This is a genomic window from Sphaerisporangium sp. NPDC051017, assembly GCF_040683095.1.
GTDB lineage: Bacteria > Actinomycetota > Actinomycetes > Streptosporangiales > Streptosporangiaceae > Sphaerisporangium.
Genome location: NZ_JBFBCI010000022.1, coordinates 20,466 through 39,790 on the forward strand (window position 1 = coordinate 20,466; position 19,325 = coordinate 39,790).

General features: G+C 72.0%; 19 protein-coding genes and 1 pseudogene. 7 read left to right on the forward strand and 13 right to left on the reverse strand.

What is annotated here, in order from left to right; all coding sequences use genetic code 11:
- The first annotated feature begins 22 nt into the window (after positions 1-22).
- Positions 23-1,189 carry a hypothetical protein gene (locus tag AB0M95_RS19175; protein WP_363766050.1) on the forward strand — a complete coding sequence of 389 codons (1,167 nt, stop codon included), beginning with the start codon at positions 23-25 and terminating at the stop codon, positions 1,187-1,189.
- 284 nt (positions 1,190-1,473) lie between these two features.
- On the opposite strand, the gene AB0M95_RS19180 is transcribed toward AB0M95_RS19175, so the two are convergent.
- Together AB0M95_RS19180 and AB0M95_RS19185 are read right to left on the reverse strand one after the other, a co-directional pair.
- Positions 1,474-2,616, reverse strand: a complete 1,143-nt coding sequence (locus AB0M95_RS19180; protein WP_363766053.1) for a CopD family protein — start codon at positions 2,614-2,616, stop codon at positions 1,474-1,476.
- Positions 2,613-3,164, reverse strand: a complete 552-nt coding sequence (locus tag AB0M95_RS19185; RefSeq protein ID WP_363766056.1) for a copper resistance CopC family protein — start codon at positions 3,162-3,164, stop codon at positions 2,613-2,615. The genes AB0M95_RS19180 and AB0M95_RS19185 overlap by 4 nt, the downstream gene beginning before the upstream one ends.
- A 175-nt stretch (positions 3,165-3,339) precedes the next feature.
- On the opposite strand from AB0M95_RS19185, the gene AB0M95_RS19190 reads away from it, so the two are divergent.
- A complete protein-coding gene (locus AB0M95_RS19190) occupies positions 3,340-4,626 on the forward strand; it encodes an MFS transporter (RefSeq protein WP_363766059.1) in 1,287 nt (428 codons plus the stop codon).
- On the opposite strand, the pseudogene AB0M95_RS19195 reads toward AB0M95_RS19190, so the two are convergent.
- The 5 genes and pseudogenes from AB0M95_RS19195 to AB0M95_RS19215 all read right to left on the reverse strand — a co-directional run.
- Positions 4,623-4,835 (reverse strand): annotated as a pseudogene (locus AB0M95_RS19195) (DUF6807 family protein); the annotation flags it as partial. The gene AB0M95_RS19190 and the pseudogene AB0M95_RS19195 overlap by 4 nt on opposite strands.
- A gap of 26 nt (positions 4,836-4,861) precedes the next feature.
- Entirely contained in the window at positions 4,862-5,392 is a 531-nt protein-coding gene (locus tag AB0M95_RS19200; protein ID WP_363766062.1) for a substrate-binding domain-containing protein, read from the reverse strand.
- Between the two features lies 1 nt (position 5,393).
- Positions 5,394-5,837: a PIN domain-containing protein gene (locus AB0M95_RS19205; protein ID WP_363766065.1), complete on the reverse strand. Its 444-nt coding sequence runs from the start codon at positions 5,835-5,837 to the stop codon at positions 5,394-5,396.
- Positions 5,834-6,025 carry a hypothetical protein gene (locus tag AB0M95_RS19210; protein ID WP_363766069.1) on the reverse strand — a complete coding sequence of 64 codons (192 nt, stop codon included), beginning with the start codon at positions 6,023-6,025 and terminating at the stop codon, positions 5,834-5,836. Before AB0M95_RS19210 ends, AB0M95_RS19205 begins: the two co-directional genes overlap by 4 nt.
- A 107-nt stretch (positions 6,026-6,132) precedes the next feature.
- Positions 6,133-6,396, reverse strand: a complete 264-nt coding sequence (locus AB0M95_RS19215) for an HAD hydrolase-like protein (protein WP_363766284.1) — start codon at positions 6,394-6,396, stop codon at positions 6,133-6,135.
- Between the two features lie 45 nt (positions 6,397-6,441).
- On the opposite strand from AB0M95_RS19215, the gene AB0M95_RS19220 reads away from it, so the two are divergent.
- The 3 genes from AB0M95_RS19220 (at position 6,442) to AB0M95_RS19230 (ending at position 8,727) form a co-directional block, all read left to right on the forward strand.
- Positions 6,442-6,582, forward strand: a complete 141-nt coding sequence (locus AB0M95_RS19220) for a DUF397 domain-containing protein (protein ID WP_363766072.1) — start codon at positions 6,442-6,444, stop codon at positions 6,580-6,582.
- Positions 6,583-6,678: 96 nt separating this feature from the next.
- The gene (locus AB0M95_RS19225; protein ID WP_363766287.1) at positions 6,679-7,002 is read left to right on the forward strand and encodes a tetratricopeptide repeat protein; all 324 of its coding nucleotides are present in this window, start codon (positions 6,679-6,681) and stop codon (positions 7,000-7,002) included.
- A gap of 228 nt (positions 7,003-7,230) precedes the next feature.
- Positions 7,231-8,727, forward strand: coding sequence for an ATP-binding protein (locus tag AB0M95_RS19230; RefSeq protein WP_363766075.1), 1,497 nt, complete (start codon positions 7,231-7,233; stop codon positions 8,725-8,727).
- A 22-nt stretch (positions 8,728-8,749) separates the two neighbouring features.
- Here the strand turns inward: AB0M95_RS19230 and AB0M95_RS19235 are convergent, their stop codons facing one another.
- On the reverse strand, positions 8,750-9,682 hold the full coding sequence (locus tag AB0M95_RS19235) for an ornithine cyclodeaminase family protein (RefSeq protein ID WP_363766078.1): 933 nt from the start codon (positions 9,680-9,682) through the stop codon (positions 8,750-8,752).
- Entirely contained in the window at positions 9,679-11,073 is a 1,395-nt protein-coding gene (locus AB0M95_RS19240) for a leucyl aminopeptidase family protein (RefSeq protein WP_363766081.1), read from the reverse strand. Before AB0M95_RS19240 ends, AB0M95_RS19235 begins: the two co-directional genes overlap by 4 nt.
- A gap of 164 nt (positions 11,074-11,237) precedes the next feature.
- On the opposite strand from AB0M95_RS19240, the gene AB0M95_RS19245 reads away from it, so the two are divergent.
- Together AB0M95_RS19245 and AB0M95_RS19250 are read left to right on the forward strand one after the other, a co-directional pair.
- A complete protein-coding gene (locus AB0M95_RS19245; RefSeq protein ID WP_363766084.1) occupies positions 11,238-13,289 on the forward strand; it encodes a hydantoinase/oxoprolinase family protein in 2,052 nt (683 codons plus the stop codon).
- 25 nt (positions 13,290-13,314) lie between these two features.
- Positions 13,315-14,991, forward strand: coding sequence for a hydantoinase B/oxoprolinase family protein (locus AB0M95_RS19250; protein WP_363766087.1), 1,677 nt, complete (start codon positions 13,315-13,317; stop codon positions 14,989-14,991).
- 98 nt (positions 14,992-15,089) lie between these two features.
- Here AB0M95_RS19250 and AB0M95_RS19255 read toward each other — a convergent pair whose 3' ends face one another.
- Genes AB0M95_RS19255 through AB0M95_RS19270 form a run of 4 tightly spaced genes read right to left on the reverse strand, consistent with a single transcriptional unit; the run spans position 15,090 to position 19,311 of the window.
- The gene (locus tag AB0M95_RS19255) at positions 15,090-16,616 is read right to left on the reverse strand and encodes a helix-turn-helix domain-containing protein (RefSeq protein WP_358510557.1); all 1,527 of its coding nucleotides are present in this window, start codon (positions 16,614-16,616) and stop codon (positions 15,090-15,092) included.
- Positions 16,613-17,812, reverse strand: a complete 1,200-nt coding sequence (locus AB0M95_RS19260) for a DUF917 domain-containing protein (RefSeq protein ID WP_363766090.1) — start codon at positions 17,810-17,812, stop codon at positions 16,613-16,615. The genes AB0M95_RS19255 and AB0M95_RS19260 overlap by 4 nt, the downstream gene beginning before the upstream one ends.
- Complete coding sequence (locus tag AB0M95_RS19265; RefSeq protein ID WP_363766093.1) at positions 17,809-19,161, reverse strand: hypothetical protein; 1,353 nt, start codon at positions 19,159-19,161, stop codon at positions 17,809-17,811. The genes AB0M95_RS19260 and AB0M95_RS19265 overlap by 4 nt, the downstream gene beginning before the upstream one ends.
- Entirely contained in the window at positions 19,162-19,311 is a 150-nt protein-coding gene (locus AB0M95_RS19270; RefSeq protein WP_363766096.1) for a hypothetical protein, read from the reverse strand.
- Positions 19,312-19,325: the final 14 nt, after the last annotated feature.

Sequence of the window (19,325 nt, forward strand, 5' to 3'; positions counted from 1 at the left end):
AGGACCGGCATCATTTCTTCGCGTGAAGCCGAGGGCACGCATCAAGGACAGGGTCACTCAGATGGTCGAGTGGGCCCTGCCGTACTGGACGCGAGGACCGGCGGGCAGGGAGACGCCCCCGGACCTGTTCCGCGTCCTCTACTACGGGTGGATCGCCGCTTTCATCCTGAAGGTCCTCGGCGCCTCCTGGGACGTCTCCTGGCACTTCAAGTGGCTGCGCGACGACTTCGCCCCTCCGCACCTGATCAACAGCGTCGGGACGGCCATCGTCGTCGCCCTCACGATCGTGCACTCCTACACCGGCTACGGCGTCGACCGCCCGGCGCAGCGGCTGATCCAGTGGGGCACGGGGACGTTCCTGATCGCGATCCCCATCGACCTGATCAACCACCGGGTGAACGGCGTCGACATCACCTCGTGGAGCCCCTCCCACGTGCTCCTCTACCTCGGCACCGCCTTCATGATCACGGGCGTGATCCGCGGGTGGTACGTGTACGCGGCCCCGGGCCGCCTGCGCTCGATCGTGCTCGGCGGCTTCTTCGTGTTCTTCCTGGAGAACGTGCTGTTCCCCAGCGAGCACCAGGAGTACGGCGTCCTGGAGCTCGCCTCGTGGGACCGGCACCAGCCGTACGCCGAGAAGACGCTGCTGGACTTCGCCGCGAACCAGATGGGCCGGGCCGTCGACCGCGGCATGGTCGAGAAGTTCTCGCTGCCCGTCCCCGACTGGGTGTACCCGATGTGGTTCGGCGTCGCCGCCGTCCTCGTCCTGGTCCTCGCGCGCACGCTGGTCGGCCGCAGGTGGACGGCCACAGCTGTCGCGGGCGTCTACGTCGCCTTCAGGACCGCCATCTGGCCGCTTTTGTACGCGTTCCACTTCCCGCCGTCGGCCGTGCCGTTCTTCCTGCTCGCCGCGGCCGTGTGCGTGGACGTCGCGTTCATTCTGCGCGTCCCCGCCGTCCGCGCGGCGGCCGGCGCCGTGCTGGTCACCGCCGCCGTCTACGTCGGCCTCGCGATCCAGGACCTCCTGCTGGACGCCCCGCCGTTCATGGTCGCCTCCGCGCCCGTCAGCGCGGTCCTGCTCGCCGCGGCCTGGTACGGCGCCGAGCGCTTCACCCGCGGGCGCTCGGGCGGCCGACCGGCCACCGCGGACGCCGCCGTCCCGCCCCTTCGCGCTCCCGCCACCCCCTAGCCCCCTCGTGCGGGGAGCTGTGCCTGTGGCCGCGCCTCCGGCACGGCGGTTCGGGGCGCTCCTTTAGGCGGTGTTCTTCCGTCGTCACTCGGAAGGGGTTGGTTCCTCACCCCTTCCTCCCTTCTCCTCCAGAACACCGCCGCGCCCTGTGCCTATTGCCGCGCCTCCGGCACGGCGGTTCGGGGCGCTCCTTTAGGCGGTGTTCTTCCGTCGTCACTCGGAAGGGGCTCGTTCCTCACCCCTTCCTCCCTCCTCCTCCAGAACACCGCCGCGCCCCGAACAGGTCAGACGACGGCGGCGCGGGTCAGCGCGACCGCGACGCCGTACGCCAGGCCCATCACGGTGATCTCCAGTAGCGCCCAGGCGGCGAACGCCGTGGCCTCCCGCCGCGCGACCCCGGGCAGCAGGCGCCAGCGGATGTTGGCCCCCAGCGCCGCGATCACGCCCGCGAACACGGTCTTGGCGACGACGAGCAGCCCGTAGTGGGTGGTGAACAGCGAACCGGGAAGCCGCGTCGTGGGCGAGAGCGCGAGCTCGATCAGCCCGTTGAACAGCCCGGACACGGCGACCACCACCAGCGCGACCGTGGCCAGCCGCGAGAACCTCGGCAGGGCGCGGGCCAGCAGCTCCCGGTCGCGGGCGAGCAGAACGCCCAGCGCCACCAGGCCCCCCGTCCACGCCGACGCCGCGGCGACGTGCAGCTCCATCGACACCATGCTGATGTCGTGCCAGTACCAGTTGGACGCGTGGCCGCTGACCGGCAGCGGCAGCAGCCCGAAGATCGCCACGGCGATCCGCAGCTCGGCCGGGACCTTCTCGCCGAAGCGCACGGCCAGCAACCCGAAGCATGTGTAGACCAGGGCGCACGCCGCGCTGATCACCAGCCCCTGGCCGGCGCCGATGCGGGCGACGTACGCGGCCGGGTCGGGGGCCTCGCCGGGGGTCACCTCTGCGGCGCTCAGCACCATGGCCGTCAGGGCGGCCAGCGCCCACCCGAACGCCGCGAGGACCGCCCAGCTCCGCGCCCGGGACAGCATCGCCTCCGTCCGCTCGGGATCGTCGAAGCCCACGAACCTCGGCAGCAGGCTCAGGCCCACGGTCGCGAGCGCGCACAGGTCCAGGGCCAGCCGGGCCACGGGCAGGCCGTACTCGATCAGCGGGCCGGGCGCGGCGAGCCCCGGAACGGCCCCCGGCAGCGTCCACCACGTCGCGACCAGCAGGGTCAGCAGCGCGCCGCCCGCCATCGCCCACGCGGGCGGCCACCGCACGCCCACCTCGGGAGAAGCCACGCGTGCGGCGGAATCCGGATCGAGCGGACCGGAGGCCGAGGTGGACGTCGAGACCGAGGGGGACCCGGATTCCGTCAGGGTGGCGGCCTCGGCCGGCGTCGTGGAGACGGGGCCCTGGCCCGCGCCGGTCGTGGTCACGCGCCCTCGCCCCTCACCGGGCGTCCCTGACGGGCGACGACGAGGATGCCGAGCCCGGACAGCAGCAGGGCGACCACGAGCAGCCCCCACACCCAGCCGCCGCCGCTCGCCGGGACCGCGGCGACCTGGTCCGCCACGGGCGCCCCCGTCGAGGTCTGGACGGGAGGCGAGGGCGGCGCCGCGCCGGCCGGCGCGTCCAGCGTGAAGCCGATCTTCCCGCTCACGGGGTGGCCGTCGTTGGAGAGGATCTGATACCCGATGAGGTAGGCGCCGGGCTTGTCGGAGTACGGCAGCGTGGCGATCACATCGTCACCGGAGACCCGGACGTCCAGCTTGGAGACCTGCCCGCCGGGAAAGGTCAGCGCCATCTGGGCGAAGTCCGCGCGCACCGGCTGGTCGAACGTCAGCGTGGCGTGGCCGGGCATGGCGGCGAACCGGGCGCCGTCCTTGGGGTCGCTCCCTGTCAGCACGTTGTGGGCCAGCGCGGGCGCCGCCCCCACGGCCAGGGCCGCACAAGCCGCGAGCAGCACCGTAAGGAATCGCCTCACCGCGAAGTGACCTTCCTGGGGATTTGTCGGATGCTGCCATCGTGCCATCTCCACGGGGGCGGTGCGTCCGCAAGGCCAGTGGCTCAGGAGAAGAGAGTGATCGTACGGAGGGGGTTTCTCGCGGGGGCCGCCGAGACTACTATCCCAGCACCCCTCATCACTAGGAGCTATGCCGGTGAGCACGCCACCCCCCGTGAAGTCGCCCGCAGACGTCCCCCTGGCGCTCGCCGAGCCGGTGACCCGGGTGGGGCCGCGCTGGATCGGCCTCATCTCGCTGGCGAATCTCGCGCTGTGGATGGGCTACTTCGGCCCGCTGCAGGTGCTGCTGCCGCAGCAGATGGAGGCGGTCGCCCCCGCGGGCAAGGAGACGGCACTGGCGTGGGTGACCGGCATCGGCGCCGCGGTCGCCATGGTGTCCAACCCACTGGCCGGAGCCCTGTCCGACCGGACGGCGGGCCGCTACGGCCGGCGTCACCCGTGGACGCTGCTCGGGGCGCTCGCGGGCGGCCTCGGCCTCGTCCTGCTCGCCGTCCAGGGGACGGTGGCGGGTGTCGTGATCGGATGGTGCCTGGCCCAGGCCGGGCTGAACGCGATGCAGGCCGCGCTGACGGCGGGCGTGCCCGACCACGTCCCGGTACGCCAGCGCGGCGCGGTGTCGGGGTGGATCGGCATCCCGCAGACGCTGGGCGTGGTGCTGGCCGTCGTGCTGGTGACGACGGTGGTCACGACCACCGGGGCCGGATTTCTGATGATCGGCGCGCTCGTGCCGCTGTGCGCGCTGCCGTTCGTCCTCGCCACGCCCGACCCGCCGCTGCCCGCCGGGCACCGCCCGCCGTTCAGCGCGGGCGGCTTCCTGCGCGGCTTCTGGATCAGCCCCCGCGCCCATCCCGACTTCGCCTGGGCCTGGCTGACCCGGTTCCTGATGCAGCTCGGCAACGCCGTCACCTTGCTGTACCTGCTGTACTTCCTCACCGACGCGGTGCACTACGAACGGGAGTTCCCCGGCGCGAAGGCCGAGGACGGCCTGCTCGTCCTCATCCTGATCTACACGGTCGCGGTGATCCTCACGACGGTGGCCGCCGGCGCGATCTCCGACCGGCTCGGGCGCCGCAGGACGCTCGTCACGCTGTCCGGCGCGATCAGCGCGGTCCCCGCCGTGATGCTCGCCCTCTGGCCGCAGTGGACGGTCGTCATGGTGGCCGCGGCCGTCATGGGTGTCGGCTTCGGCGTCTACCTGTCGGTGGACAATGCCCTGATCACGCAGGTGCTGCCCGCCGCCGCGGGCCGCGCCAAGGACCTCGGCGTGATCAACATCGCCAACTCGGGCCCGCAGGTCCTCGCCCCCGTGATCGCCGGGCCGATCGTCGCGAGCCTCGGCGGCTACCCGGTCCTGTACCTGACGGCGGGCGCCCTGACGCTCCTCGGCGCCGGCCTGGTCTGGAAGATCCGCTCAGTGCCCTAGCCTCGGTGCCTTAGGGGGGCGGGTTCGAGGGGATGGTCGCGCACGTACGCCTCCAGCCGCCGCTGGTCCCAGAACCCGTCCCCGATCACCACGCGGTAGCGGTGGCTCCACGTCGCGCCGGGCGCCGGCTCGACCTCCTCGTGGAAGGCCGGCGAGGGGTTCACGGCGGCGAACGGGGTCGTTCCGCAAAAAACACCCGGCCGTCTGCCGAAACCTTTCGGATGGGAGGGGACGGCTACCGCGGCGGGGCCGTACTGTCGCGGATCACCAGGTCGGTGGCCAGTTCCACCCTGCGCGTCTCGGGCGTCTCGCCGCGCGAGATGTCCAGGGCCATGCGCGTCGCGAGCGCCGCCATCTCCTCCAGCGGCTGGCGGACGGTGGTGAGCGTCGGCCACGCCGAGCGGGCCAGCGGCAGGTCGTCGAACCCGACCACGCTGAGATCGTCCGGCACGCGCAGCCCGGCGCGCCGCGCGGCCTCGAACACGCCGAACGCCTGCATGTCGCAGCCCGCGAAGATCGCCGAGCGCCGCAGTCGTTTCGAGGGCGTCAGCGGCACCATTGCTGGTTTCACCGAGGCGGTGGATGTCGAGGCGTGTCGTGAAAGCTGGAGCGCCTGAACAACGTCCGTCGCAACCTCGCCACTGCGGCCGTCCAGCTGTGAATGGGCCATCCGCCCCTGGAAATGGGCCTCGCCTTCGGCTCGGGCTGTTTTCCCGGGCCTCCGGCCCGCTGACGTCGTCGCCTCTGCCGATCTCGCGAGCTTCATTTCAGAAAAGTTCTTGGAAGGCCCAGGAGATCGGTTTGATTTTCGAGACCCCGATCGCGAGACCGGTGAGATGGGTGTCTATGGTTGCGACGTCGGTGACATGAAGGCGCTCTGCCATGGCGATGACCGTGGCATCCACGTATCCCATAGGCACGTCGACGAAGCGTCGTACCAGTTCGGTCGCTCTGGCCCGATCCTCGTGGGTGGGGTTGACGATCTGCCAGTCCGTGCTTTCGTGCACCATCTGCTGAAGCAGATCGGCTTCCAGTAAGGCGCCGCGACGCACGCCGTTACGCAGGAAATTACAGGTCTCGCCCAGCACGGGCTCAGGGATGATCACCTTTCCGGGCCACGCGGCAAGCAGGCGAACGCACTTGGCGTGGTGCTTGTCATCTCGGTCGCTGGTTGCGATGAGAGGTCCGGAGTCGCAGAGCAGAGTTCTCATTCGCTCTGCCGGATCGCGTCGATGGCCTCGACTATCTCCCGATCCTTCCGTGCCTCGGCCATGATGTGGCGATACCGCTGGGAAAGATCGCGCTCGCCGCTGGCGATGCAGCCGACCCACGGGAACCGCTTCCGGATGGCTTCGTACTCGAACGGAGCCTCGTCAGTGGGTTCAGTGGTCTCTTCCATACTGCGAGTGTAGACAAACACGTTCCGATCATAGACGGCTACTGTGTGTCGTGCTGGTCTTTCTGCTCCGCAGGACGAGCGGACTCGACCAAGAGGAAGAACGCGGCCTATGAACGCCATCGCCGGATGAGCCGGTGGGCCAGGGTGGGCAGGTCTGGTGCTACGAGGTTGGGCCGGGGCAGCGAGGCGATGGGCAGAGGCGCGTTGCCCGGCCGAGTGATCAGGCCCGCGGTGTAACCGGCGCTTTGGGCGCCCACGGTGTCCCAGACGTGGCAGGCGACCATGAAGCAGGTGGACGGTGGCACCGCCAGTTCCTGGGCGACCATGTGGTACGCCCACGGAGCGGGCTTGTAGGCGCGGACGGTCTCGATGGTGAGCCGCCGCTCGAAGAACGGTCGGAGTGCGTGGAGGTCGCGATGGCCGACGTCGCTTCCGGGGCGCGGGCGTCCGCGGTCTTCCTGCGCGACAGCAAGAACCCATCCGGCCCGGTCATCACCCTCACGTCTCTCCAATGGCGCGCCTTCATCGCAGGGGTGAAGGAGGGAAGTATCGGCTGAGATCCCCTGTTAGCAGGGGCGAGCGCTGGACGACGAGAGCCAGTGCCGCTTGGAGGGGATGGGTCGGTGAGTTACGAGGAGTTTCGGCGTGGGGTGATGTTCTTCGAGGCGAAGGACTATCCCGAGGCGGCGCGGATTCTGGCCTCGATCGTCGAGGCGGAGCCCGCCAACCGGGCGGCCGTCGAGTTGCTGGGGCGGGCGTACTTCCACAGCGCGCAGCTCGGGCGGGCCGAGGAGACGTTCCGGCGGCTGGTCGAGCTGGACCCGGTGAACGGCTGGGCGTGTGAAGCGCTGGCGCGAACCCTGGAGCGCCGCAGCCGCCCGGAGGAGGCGGAACGATACCGCAAGCTGGCCGTCGCCATGGGCGCGGAGCAGGTGACGGCGGTCGACGTTTCGGTGTACGCGGCCAACCTCGACTAGACACCCCCGGAATGGCGCCGGTGGCGCGAGCGGTGGTGGCCCCCTGCCGTAACGACCACATCGAGCCGCCGGCCCCGGGGAGGGTAGCCGAAACGTCGATTGATCGCTCCGCTCAAGGAGCACCCGTGATGCCCCGCCGTGGTCGCCTTCGGTGGTGACGCGAGCGGGTGATTGCGATGGCTATGATAGTTGTAACTATCATAGCCATCGCATACCTAGCGGTGGTTCGTGTCATTGACCTGGAGAGCCTTGTCGTTGTTGCGGAAGCCGGAGCGATTGTTCGGCCGAGATACCGAATGGGACGATCTCGCCGACTTCGTTGCATCCCCCTCGCCTGGGGCGACCCTCGGGCTGGTGTACGGCCGGCGTCGGCAAGGCAAGACCCTGATGCTCGAACTACTGGCCCAGCAGACCGGCGGGTTCCTGTTCGGCGCGACCCAACAGACCGAGACGCAGAACCTCGCGGACCTCGGGGTGGCCTATTCCGCCTATCGCGGGCTGCGCCAGCCCATCATCTTCCGCACATGGCGGGAGGCGATCGACGAACTGCTCCGGATCGGGGAGGACCAGGCCACTCCTCTTATCATCGACGAATTTCCCTACCTCGTCTCGGCCACACCCGCGCTGCCCTCCTACCTCCAGCAGGCGCTCAGCCCGCTCGGGTACGCCAAGGAGCACACCCGAACGCGCATGATCCTCTGTGGTAGCGCCCTGACCACGATGGCGCAGCTACTCGCCGGCGGTGCGCCCCTGCGCGGGCGGGCGGCGATGGAGTTGATCGTGCGGCCCTTCAGGTACCGCGAGGCAGCCGCTTTCTGGGGCACGGATCACGATCCAGAGCTGGCGTTTCGACTACACGCTCTGCTCGGTGGAACGCCCGCCTATCTGGAGATGAGCGGCGGATCGGGACCCGCCGAAATGGGTCAGCTCGACCGCTGGGTTCAGCGACGCCTGCTGAACCCGGCGTCCGCGATGTTCCGTGAGGGTGCCCTGCTGCTCCGAGAAGAGCCTTCCATTGCCGATCCGACCTCGTACTCCGCCACGCTGAGCGCGATCAGCGCCGGAAACCACCGGCGCTCGGAGATAGCGGCGACACTTGGGCGGCCCAGCAGCGCACTCGCCCACCTGTTGACCGGCCTGCAGGACATCGGCTTGATCGAGCAGATCGACGATGCCCTGCGAGGCAAGCGGAGCGTCTTTCGCATCGCAGAACCCGTCGTACGGTTGCATCAACTCCTCATCCAGCGCCACGAGGCCGAACTGATCGCGGGCTACGCGGATCGTGTCTGGCGTGCCAACTCGGACACCGTCGCCTCTCAGATCTACGGCCCCCATTTCGAGGACCTCGCACGGCAGTGGTGTTTCATGCACGCGGTGCCTGAAACGCTCGGCGGCACCGCCACCTCTGTACGTCCCACGGAGTTGCCGTGCCGCGAACACCGCCAAGGCCACGAACTCGATGTCGTGGTGACGGAGACGACCTCCTTCGCCGCCGATCGAATCACCGCGATCGGCGAGGCCAAGAGCACCGAGGCCCCCGTCGACACCCCTGAGCTGGAAAGACTGGAACACCTGCGCGGACTGTTGCCCAGCGCCAAGGTAGGCCCCCTTCCCAAGCTCCTGTTGTTCTCCCGTTCCGGCTTCTCAGCCACCCTTTCTCGACTCGCCGCCCAACGCCCCGATGTCGAACTCATCGACCTGAAACGCCTATACGCCGGAGCATGAGGACAAAGTGCGGCTAGCAGGGTCAGGGCGTCAGGAGCTTGGTGGCGATTTCGGCTGCGACGGCGAGGTCTTCCATGGCGAGGCCTACCGACTTGAAGAGTGTGGGGCGGTCCGGGCGGGTCCATGGTTCGGTGACGACGTGGTGCAGGTCGACGTCGAAGACGGAGTCGTCCGCCGCGCCGGACTTCACCGCCATGATCAGGTCTCCGGCCTCGCGGCGGGCCGGGCCGGGCTGCTCGACCACGACGAAGGCCCGCCGTACGGTCTCGCCGTCGACCTCCCGGACCTCGGGATGGTGGCTGCCGATGGCGTTGACGTGTGCCACGTCGGTGAGCAGCCGGCCGTCGAACAGGGGAGTGGCCGAACTCGTGCACGTGCAGACGATGTCGGCGGTCGCCACGTCGGCCGGGGTGCCGGGCGTGACGGCCAGCCCGTGTTCCGCGGTGAGCTCGCCGGCCAGCCGCGCGGCCCGCGCCCGGTCGCGGGAGACGACGCGCACCTCGGCGAGTTGCCGGACGCCGAGCATGGCCCGCACGTGCGACCGGGCCTGCGGGCCGGTGCCGAAGACCACCAGGGTCCGCGCGTCGGTGTGGGCCAGGTAGCGGGTCGCCAGCGCGCTCACGGCGGCGGTCCGCAGCGTGGTCAGTTCGGAGGCGTCCAGCAGCAGCCGGGGGACCAGGGTCGCGGCGTCGAAGAGGACGTAGACGCCGTTGATCCGGTCCGCGGAGAGCGCGGCGTTGCCGGGGGCGACGGTGACGAGCTTGGTGCCCGTCCATGCGCCGTGCTCGCTCGGCATCACCAGCAGTTCGCCGTGGTTCCATGGGACGGCCGTGCGGGGCGGGTCGTCCTCGCCGGCGCGGGCGCGGAACGCCTGCTCCAGCGCCATGACCGCGTGCTCCATGGGCAGTACGCGGCGGATCTGCTCGGCCGTGACGTACGGCGGCGGGGGCGTCATGCGCGGTCCCGGGAGAACGAGTCGGTCGCGAGCGATTCCAGCAGGCGGGTGAGGGTGAGCACGCCGAAGCCGGTGGCGCCGCGGCCGGAGGCCGGTCCGCGCCATGCCGGTCCGGTGATGTCCAGATGGGCGAACGGGATCTCCTCCGGGACGAACTCGCCGAGCAGCAGGGCCGCCGTGATCGCACGGCCGGTGTCGGCCTCGGGGAAGTTCCGCACTTCGGCGTAGCCGGACGTGATCTGGTCCCGGTAGCGGCGCGCCCAGGGCAGGGCCCACAGCGGCTCGCCGGCGAGGGCGCCCGCGCGGAGCACCCGCCGCGTCAGGCCCGGGTCACGTCCGAGCACTCCGCCGATCTCCGGTCCGAGCGCCGTCACCACCTGGTAGGTCAGCGTGGCGATGTCGACGATCGCGTCGGGGCGTTCCTGGGCGGCGAGGGCGAGCGCGTCGGCCAGTGTCACCCGGCCCTCGAAGTCGGTGTCGAGCACCTGGATCCTCTGGCCGTCGCAGGCGCGCAGCACGTCCCCTGGCCGTACGCCGTGCGGGCCGATCATGTTCTCGGCGAGCGGGAGCAGGCCGCGGACGGCGACCGGGAGACCCCGCCTGGCCAGCACGGACATCACGGCGAGTACGACGGCGGCGCCCGCCATGTCGCAGCGCATTGCCATCATGGCCGCCGGTGACTTCAGGGACAGGCCCCCGGAGTCGAAGGTGATGCCCTTGCCCACCAGCGTGACCGAACACCACGCGTCCGGCGGCTCGTGCCGCAGGTCCACCAGCCGCGGCGGGTGTGGAGATCCGGCGCCCATGCCGAGCAGGGCTCCCATCCCGAGCTCGCGCAGGTCGCGCTCGTCCAGCACCCGCGCGGTCAGGCCTTCCCGGGTGGCGACGTCCCGCGCGAGGGAGGCCAGATCGCCGGGGACGAGCTCACTCGGCGGGCGGTTGGTCAGGTCCCGGGCGAGCAGCAGGGCCTCCGCGTCCAGCAGCCCGGCGGTGACGTGGTCGTCCTCGGGCCCGGCGAGCCCGGTGAGCGTCACGCCGAGCGGGCGCGCGGCCGTGAGGGCCAGCCCGGCCACGACCGCGCGGACGGACTCGCCGGCGCCGACCGGGCCCGCGCCGCGGCTCGCCAGGTCGACCCGCACGGTGTCGCCGGGGATCAGCGCCGCCGCGGCGGCCGCGGCGGCGCGCAGCCGTTCGGCGTCGCATCCGTCCCGCGGCCCGAGTCCGGCCAGCAGCACCGGCCCTCCGTCCTCGACCGGCGCGGTGGAGCCCGGTTCGGCCGTGAACCCCTCCCACCTCAGCAGGCCCGCCACGCGCAGGCTCTCCACCTCCTCGGTGAAGACCCCGCGCACCTCGGGCGCATCCGCCCGACCCGGCCCGACCGAGACGTCCATCGCCTACCTCCCCCTGTGACGGCGCGCCCAGTTTCCCGCAGCGGTCGCGGCCCTCGCAGGGCGCCTCGCACGGTGACCCGGCGATGTGGTGGTCGCCGTGCACATCCCGGGCCGTCCCGCCGGAGTTACGGTCACCGCTACGCCTTGCAGAAAGGAGTTCCTTAATGAGCCGTTTCCGGGTCTCCATGGACATCGGCGGCACGTTCACCGACGTCATCGGCTACGACGAGGCCACCGGCCGCTACCAGGTCGGCAAATCGTCCACTACGCCAGAAGATCTGACCGAGGGAGTGCTGACAGCGCTGGAGTCCCTGGTGGACTCTCCCAGCGACATCGCGTTCACGGTGCACGGCACCACACAGGGGCTTAATGCCTTCCTGGAACGGCGCGGTGTGAAGGTGCTGCTGCTGTCCACCGCGGGCGCGGGGGACACCTACCACATCGCGCGCGGTCCGCGCACCCGGCTGTACGACCTGCACTTCCGCAAGCCGGAGCCGCTGGTCCCGCTGCGTGACATCGTCGAGATCGGCGGCCGGTTCGACGCCGCCGGCGCGGAGCTGGAACCCCTGGACGAGCAGGCGGTGCGGCAGGCCGCCCGGCGCTACCGCGACGGCGGGTTCGGCGCGATCGCCGTCGCCTATCTGTTCAGCTACCTGGACCCGTCGCACGAGCTGCGCACCCGCGAGATCCTGGGCGAGGAACTCGGCGAGGACGTCACGATCTCGCTGTCGCACGAGGCCGCGAAGGAGTGGCGGGAGTATGAGCGGACCTCCTCGGCGGTCGTCGAGGCGTACACCGGTCCGGTGGTGCGACGCTACCTGGAGCGCCTGGAGACGAATCTGAAGGAGCGGGGGCTCGCCGTACCGCTGCACGTCATGCAGTCCTCCGGGGGCGTCCTCACCGCCGAGTCGGCCCGCCGCCGCCCGTTGCAGACGCTGCTGTCCGGCCCTGTCGGCGGGACCATGGGCGGGGTCGAGCTGGCCCGCGCGATCGGCCGGCCGAACCTCATCTGCGTGGACATGGGGGGCACGTCCTTCGACGTGTCGCTGATCATCGACGGGCAGCCGGACATCTCGGCGGAGGCCAAGATCGAGGGCCTGCCGATGCTGATGAGCGTGGTGAACATCCACACCATCGGAGCCGGCGGCGGTTCGGTCGCCTGGCTGGAGGCCGGCGGCCTGCGGGTGGGCCCGCGCTCGGCGGGCGCCAACCCCGGCCCGGCGTGCTACCGCCGCGGCGGCACCGAGCCGACCGTGACGGACGCCAACCTCGTGCTCGGCCGCATCGACCCGGAGTGGTTCGCCGGCGGCTCGCTCACGCTGGACACCGGGGCCGCGCGGACCGCGCTGGAGGGCCTGGCCGAGGCCCTCGGCCTGGACACCATGGCCATGGCCGAGGGCGTCTGCGACGTCGCCAACGCCAAGATGGCGCAGGCGATCAGGACCATCACCGTCTCGCGGGGCATCGAGCCGCGCGACTTCACCCTCGTCGCCTTCGGCGGCGCCGGGCCGATGCACGCGGTGTTCCTGGCCAGGGAGCTCGGCATCGGCGAGGTCGTGGTGCCGCGCTTCCCCGGCGCGTTCTCCGCGTGGGGCATGCTGCAGACCGACATCCGCAAGGACGCCTCGGACACCTACTTCTACCTCGACGCCGACCTGGACACCGCCGACATGGCGGCCAGGCTCGCGGCCATGGCCGAGGCCGCCCTGGCCTCGCTCGCCGACGAGGGGGTGCCCGAGCGGAACCGCCGGGCGGAGTGCGCGGTCGACATCCGCTACGCCGCTCAGGAGTACACCTTGACGGTGCCGCTGCTCGACGCGGACGAGCCGGCCAGGGACGACTTCGTGGAGATCATCGCCAAGCGGTTCGGGCAGCAGCACATGTCGCGTTACGGCCACGCGAACCTGGGCGCGCCGATCGAGTTCGTCACGCTGCGCACCACCGCGTTCGGCGACCTCGGCCGCGGTGCCGCCGAGCAGGTCGAGCGGGCCACCGGGACGGAATTCCCGCATGAGCTTCGCGAGGTCGTGTTCGACGGCGAGAGCCGCTCGACCCCGCTCGTCCGCCGCGAGGACCTGGCGGCCGGGCACGCGTTCGAGGGCCCGGCGATCATCGTGGAGGGCACGGCCACCACCGTGGTCCCTCCGGGCTTCTCGGTGTCGGTGGACCCCATCGGCTCCCTGGTGATTCGGGCCGGTACGGACGCGGCGCTGTGACAAACGGTATGGGACAGGAGGAATCATGACCGACAACAGGACCGTCGACCCCGTCGTGGTAGAGATCATCCGCAATGCGCTCGCCGCGGCCGCCGACGACATGAACGCCACCCTCATCCGGTCGGCGTACACCCCGATCATCTACGAGTGCGGCGACTGCGTCGTCGCGCTGCTGGACGACCGGCACCAGGTGCTGGGCCAGTCCGCCGGGCTGCCGATCTTCCTGGGCAACCTGGAGACCTGCACCAAGGCCACCGAGGAGCAGTTCGGCCGCGAGGTGTGGCAGCCGGGCGACGTGTGGATCCTCAACGACAGCTATCTCGGCGGCACCCACCTGAACGACGTCACCATCTTCGGCCCGGTCTTCGTCGACGAGGAGCTGGTCGGCTTCACCGCCACCCGGGCGCACTGGATCGACGTGGGCTCCAAGGACCCGGGCGGGTCGATGGACTCGGTGAACATCTACCAGGAGGGCCTGCGGCTCGGCGCGCAGAAGCTGGTCGAGGGCGGCCGCGACGTGCCCGGGGTGATGAGCACGATCGCCACGAACGTGCGCTTCCCCTACCAGACCAGCGGCGACATGCACGCGATGATCGCCACCATCAAGATGGGCCAGGCCCGTCTGGAGGAGATCGTCCGGCGCTTCGGCCTCGACACGCTGCGCGCCGCCCGCGACGAGATCTTCGCCCAGACCGAGGCGCTGGAGCGCGAGGTCATCGCGGCGATCCCGGACGGGGTCTACACCGCGGAGGGCTGCCTGGACAACGACGGCATCGACCTCGGCACCACCGTCCCGATCAAGCTCAAGATCACCGTCAGCGGCTCGGACATCGACTTCGACGTCACCGAGTCGGCCGACCAGACCACAGGGCCGGTCAACTGTGGCGTCTCCCAGACGGTGTCGGCCTGCCGGGTCGGGTACAAGCTGCTCGTCAGCCCGGACGTGCCCGGCAACGGCGGGTCCTTCCGCCCGATGACGGTCCAGGTCCGGGAGGGCTCGGTGTTCGGCGCGGTCGCCCCGGCGGCCTGCCAGTGGTACTTCTCCCACCTGGGGATGCTCATCGACATGGTGGCCAAGGCGCTCGCCCCCGCGATGCCGGACAAGGTGGCGGGGGCAAGCCACGGCGACTCGATGATCGTGCTGCTGGCCGGCACCGACCCGCGAACCAGGCGCGACTACGTCAGCCTGGAGGCCACCCTCGGCGGGTGGGGAGCCTGGGACGGCTCGGACGGCGAGACCGCGCTCATCAACAGCACGAACGGCTCGCTCAAGGACATCCCGGTGGAGGTGTTCGAGACCCGGTACCCGTTCCGCATCAGCCGGTACGAGATCCGGCCGGACTCCGGCGGCTCCGGCCGCTTCCGCGGGGGCAACGGCGTGGTCCGCGAGTACACGGTGCTGCACGACTGCACGGTCTCGCTGTGGTTCGAGCGGTCGGCCACCCCCGCGTGGGGCCTGTTCGGCGGGCACGACGCCGTCCCGCCGGAGATCGTCATCAACCCCGGCCGTCCCGGCGAGCGGCGCATCCTCAAGTGCAACGGCCTGCGCCTGGCCGCCGGCGACGTGATCCGCTGCATGACCGGTGGTGGCGGCGGCTTCGGCGACCCCGCCGACCGCGACGCCGAGGCCGTCCGGACGGACGTGCTCGACGGCCACGTCTCCGCCGCGCGGGCGGCCGAGCTCTACGCCGTGACCGTCTGAGCGACCGTCCGGGTGTCCGTCTGAGCCGGGCATCCGGTCACGGTACGGCGGCGCAGGGCCCGGCGCCCGCGCCGCCGTACCGGTCTCGACCCGCAGGGTCAGCCCAGCTCGGGCAGCAGCGCGTAGCAGGCGAGGTGCAGCGCGAGCCGCTGGTCGGGGCGGTCGGGGTCGACGCCGCGCGCCTTGATGCGCTCGACCCGGCCGAGCACCGTGTTGCGGTGCACGCCGAGCCGGGCGGCGGCCTGGCTGGTGGAGTTCGCGCAGTCCAGCAGCGCGGCCAGCGTGGTCACCAGCACCGGACCGTCCGGCGCCGAGAGCAGGTCGGCGAGCACCGTCCGGGCGGACCCGGCCAGCTCCGGCTGCGACAGCGAGGCGAGCAGCACCCGGAAGCCGAGCTCGTCGAACGAGCGCACCGTGCCGTGGCCGTCCCGTACCGTCACCCCGGCCGCGAGCATCGCCTGCGACAGCGACTCCCGCAGCCCTTCGGCCCCCTCGGCGGCGCGGCCCACGCCCGCGCTCAGCGGGATCGGCGAGCGCATCCGGGCGAGATGCCGGCGCAGCGCCGACGCCACCTGCTCCACCTCGATCCGGTCGCCGGTCCACCAGCTGGCCCAGCCGGTGTCCCACGGCACCAGCGGCAGGTCGTCGACGGCCTCCTGCCAGGCCGAGATCACGCCGGGACCGGCGGCGGCGGTGTCCAGCGGGGTGCTGGACCGCAGGAAGACCGCGACGTGCCGCCCGCCGACGCGCCATCCGAGCGCCTCCTCGGGTACGGCCAGCCCGTCGTCTCCCCGGTCACGACCGGCCGGCCCCTTCTGCGCCGCCGGACCGGGATCGGCCCCGGCCGAGGCGAACAGGGCGCGAAGAGCCGCCCGGCCGCGTTCGGCTCCGTGCACCGCCTCAAGGCGTTCCCTGGCGACCGACGCGGCCAGCGGTCCCCGGGCCAGCCGCAGGATGAGAAGCACGGTCTCGGACCAGCTCGGCGAGGAAGGGCCGGTCGTGGCGGCGACCAGCTCGGCCCAGCGACGCCCGTCCGGGCCCGGCACGTCCACCTGGACGCGGTGCTCGGCCCGGTCGACGGACGCCTGACCCGCCAGCACGCGGCCGTCCGGGGCCACCAGCGCGGCCGTCACGCCGGGAACCTCCGAGTTGATCACCCCGACGATGCCGCGGGCGTTGCTCCGCTCGGCGAACAGCTCCGCGCAGCGCGCCGCCAGGCGGGCGCGGGCGGCGTCGGGGCTGGCGATGGCCGCGGCCAGGTCCAGGGCGCAGGCCGCCGTGTCCCCGGTCACGACGAACACCGGCAGCCGCATCCGCCGGGCGAGCTGGGCGGTGGCCTGGTCGAGCCCGGCGACGGCGGGACTGACCAGGCAGGCGGCGCTGCGCTCCCAGGCCAGGCGCAGCGCCGACTCGACCGCCCACGCTCCCTGCGCGAGCCCCCGGGAGAGCACCACCGCGGTGCCGGGGCCGCAGTGGCGGACCTGGTCGAGATCGGAGATGAGCGCCACCCGGGACACCGGCCGGGCGAGATTCTCCCCGACCAGCGTCTCGGCGCGGCCGAGCGGCCCGTACCTGACGAGCTCGTCCACGGTGAGCTGCTCCGAGGGGCGTCCGGCGCGCTTCATCGGCCCTCCTGGCGCGGGTGGCGCAGGGGGAAGCCGAAGGCTCCCGGCCCGCCGAGGCCGAGCCCGTGGACGCTGTGCCACACGGGCGCGGCCGGCACGCACAGCACGTCCACCTGGTCGCCGACGGTGAGCCGTTCCGGCCCGGTCATCCGCAGCGTGCCCCGGTCGAGCAGGCAGAGCAGGTCGGGCACGGCCGCGGTGAGCGCGCCGTCGGCGAGGGCGAGCACCAACTCGTTGTGCGCCTCCAGCCGGATCAGGCGGCCGCTGTCGTGGTCGTGGACCACCATGCTCATCGGGTTACCCGGATAGACGATTCCCGCCTGCCGTGGGGAAGGGCCGAGCTCGACCACCCGGCCGCCACCGAGGACGGTCGCGCCGGTGGCCGCGGTGAGGTCACGCAGCAGGCGCTCGTGCGGCGCGGTCCCGCGCCGGGACCATTCGCCGTCGCCGGGGCCCGCGTGCGCGGGCCAGGGGGAGGCGCCGCCCCACGGAGGGTCGCCGACGAGCGCCTGCGCCGTGGCGCCGTCGGAGGCGTGTTCGCGCAGCAGCCGGCCGACCTTGAGCGTGCGGCTCACCGAACCGTGGATCGCGGCCTCGCGCAAGCGTCCCACTCGGGTCGGGTACATCCCGCAGAGCAGCCACCCGCCGGCGGCCTGCGTGATCGACCGGGCGATCTGCTCGGCGCGCGCCGAACCGGTGTCCAGCAGCAGCGAGTCGTTCCCGGCGCTGACGGCCGCGAGGGGGCTGAGCGAGAGGCCGGCCAGCTCGTAGGTGGTCTGGTGGATCAGCGGGAACACCCGGCCCATGCCGTCACAGTCGATCAGCGGCAGGCCGAGCACCGCGGCGGCGGCCACCGGCTGCAGCGCGTTCACGCTGGCCGCGTTGAGGGGCATGATCGCGCCCAGCGGGGCGCCGAACCGGCCGGCCAGGCTGCGCGCCAGAACCAGGGGCTCCTCCCCGGAGGGCGGCAGCTCGGCCATGGCCACGGTCGAGCCCATCGCGCCGACCGCCGCGCACGGCGTGTCCGGGTCGAGCTCGTCGGCCGTGACCAGCTCCACCGGCCCGGTCCGCGCGAGGATGTCCTCCAACCAGAAGCCGGCGAACTCGATGCCCTCGCCCGCCGCGTTGGTCGAGAAGAACTCCGCCCCCGCCAGCAGGGCGGGGACGTCCGCCACGGTGATGGATCGGCCGGTCACGCGTCGTCCTCCGCCCGGCCGCCCGCGCGTACCAGCAGCCGGTAGGAGCCGCTGCGCAGGAACGACAACGACAGGGCGCGGGAGCTGACCACGCGCTCGCTGCCGAGCCGCGCGCCGCTCTCGGCCACCAGGGTGAGCGCCCGCTGCTCCGCCGCGGCCCGCTTGCGGGCCAGCACCTCGGAGGTCTCGGCGTACAGGACGGTGTCGAGCCAGGCGCTCGGCTCGGTCCCCGCGGCGCCGATGGCGGCCAGCTCGGCCGGCGGCTCCACCAGCACCGACGTGGACGGCAGCCGGGCCGCGGCGGACCGCGCCCGGCCGGTCGCGGCCTCGTCGGGGGCGTCGCCGTCCGGGCCGCCCCCGGCGACGGCGATGACCGCGGTGTGCTGGTCGTGCTCGGCAAGCAGGGCGAAGGCCGACGCCGTGTCCGCGTGCGAGCCGCGGATCGGTGTCAGCGACGCCTGCGGGACGGCCATCCGCACCCCGCCGGGGCCGGGCCGGTCGGTCGCCACGTTCGGAAGGCCGTCCCGGACGTGTCCCACAGACAGCCCGTCCGGCCCGGCCAGCCCGACGACCGCGTCGTCCACTCCGGCCAGCCGCGCGGCGCCGGTCAGGGCGGCGGCGCCGGTGGCCGACAGTCCCAGCACCGGCAGCAGCCGCAGCCGTTCGGCGGAGATCCGGCCGCCGTCCCCGGCCACGAACCAGGCCGAGGTGGAGGCCCCGAGCCGGCCCGAGATCCGCACGCAGCGTGCCACCACCTGCTCGGCGCGGCTCAGCAGCGCGGCGTTGATCACCGTCGCGGCCTCGCGGTCGAGCAGGCCGAGCCCGCCGACCTGATGCGAGAGCGAGACTCTGAGCTGCGGAAACGCCTCACGGACCACCTCGGCGGCGGTGAGCTCGTGGTGGGGGCATCCGACGGCCCCCGTGGCCGTCAGCGCCAGCGCGCCGATCCCCTCCGCCTGTGCCGCCGCCGCGACGCGGAACACCTCGTAGATGTCCAGTGTGGCGAGTTCGACCCCGAACAGGTCGTGTCCTCCCATCACCGCGGCCTGGAGCCTGACGAGCGCCGGGAGCAAGGGGGAAGGATGCCCGGTCCCGAGGCCGCGCGCCGGCGGCCGGGGCGTGACCCGCACGGACGCCACCGGCGAGCCGGAGCTCGCAGGGTCCAGCTCGGCGGAGACGTCCCAGGTCACCGACCGGACCGGCGTACCCTGAGCGAGATCGCGGAGCATGCGCGAGAGGCCGCGGCCGTCGCCGGACCGGCACACGGCATGACGGATGCGACCGCCGCCGACGAGGGCGGCCCGAGCTTGGCCGGCGCCCAGCCGGACGCCGATCCGCGCGCCAGCCACCTAACTCCTTCGGCCTCGCAGCGAACGGTCGAAACCGACCGCTCCGAGGATCAGCGCACCCTGCACGACCTGCTGGTAGATGGTATCCCAGCCCAGCACCGGGTACACGATGGCGCCGGCCGTCAGGGTCACGGCCAGCCCCCGGTACATGATGCTCAGGGCGA

Coding starts and splice junctions, on each gene's coding strand:
- AB0M95_RS19200 (WP_363766062.1), bottom strand. CDS start 5,392: ATGAAGCTCGCGAGATCGGCAGAGGCGACGACGTCAGCGGGCCGGAGG.
- AB0M95_RS19205 (WP_363766065.1), bottom strand. CDS start 5,837: ATGAGAACTCTGCTCTGCGACTCCGGACCTCTCATCGCAACCAGCGAC.
- AB0M95_RS19210 (WP_363766069.1), bottom strand. CDS start 6,025: ATGGAAGAGACCACTGAACCCACTGACGAGGCTCCGTTCGAGTACGAA.
- AB0M95_RS19220 (WP_363766072.1), top strand. CDS start 6,442: ATGGCCGACGTCGCTTCCGGGGCGCGGGCGTCCGCGGTCTTCCTGCGC.
- AB0M95_RS19225 (WP_363766287.1), top strand. CDS start 6,679: ATGTTCTTCGAGGCGAAGGACTATCCCGAGGCGGCGCGGATTCTGGCC.
- AB0M95_RS19235 (WP_363766078.1), bottom strand. CDS start 9,682: ATGACGCCCCCGCCGCCGTACGTCACGGCCGAGCAGATCCGCCGCGTA.
- AB0M95_RS19240 (WP_363766081.1), bottom strand. CDS start 11,073: ATGGACGTCTCGGTCGGGCCGGGTCGGGCGGATGCGCCCGAGGTGCGC.
- AB0M95_RS19245 (WP_363766084.1), top strand. CDS start 11,238: ATGAGCCGTTTCCGGGTCTCCATGGACATCGGCGGCACGTTCACCGAC.
- AB0M95_RS19250 (WP_363766087.1), top strand. CDS start 13,315: ATGACCGACAACAGGACCGTCGACCCCGTCGTGGTAGAGATCATCCGC.
- AB0M95_RS19255 (WP_358510557.1), bottom strand. CDS start 16,616: ATGAAGCGCGCCGGACGCCCCTCGGAGCAGCTCACCGTGGACGAGCTC.
- AB0M95_RS19270 (WP_363766096.1), bottom strand. CDS start 19,311: ATGTACCGGGGGCTGGCCGTGACCCTGACGGCCGGCGCCATCGTGTAC.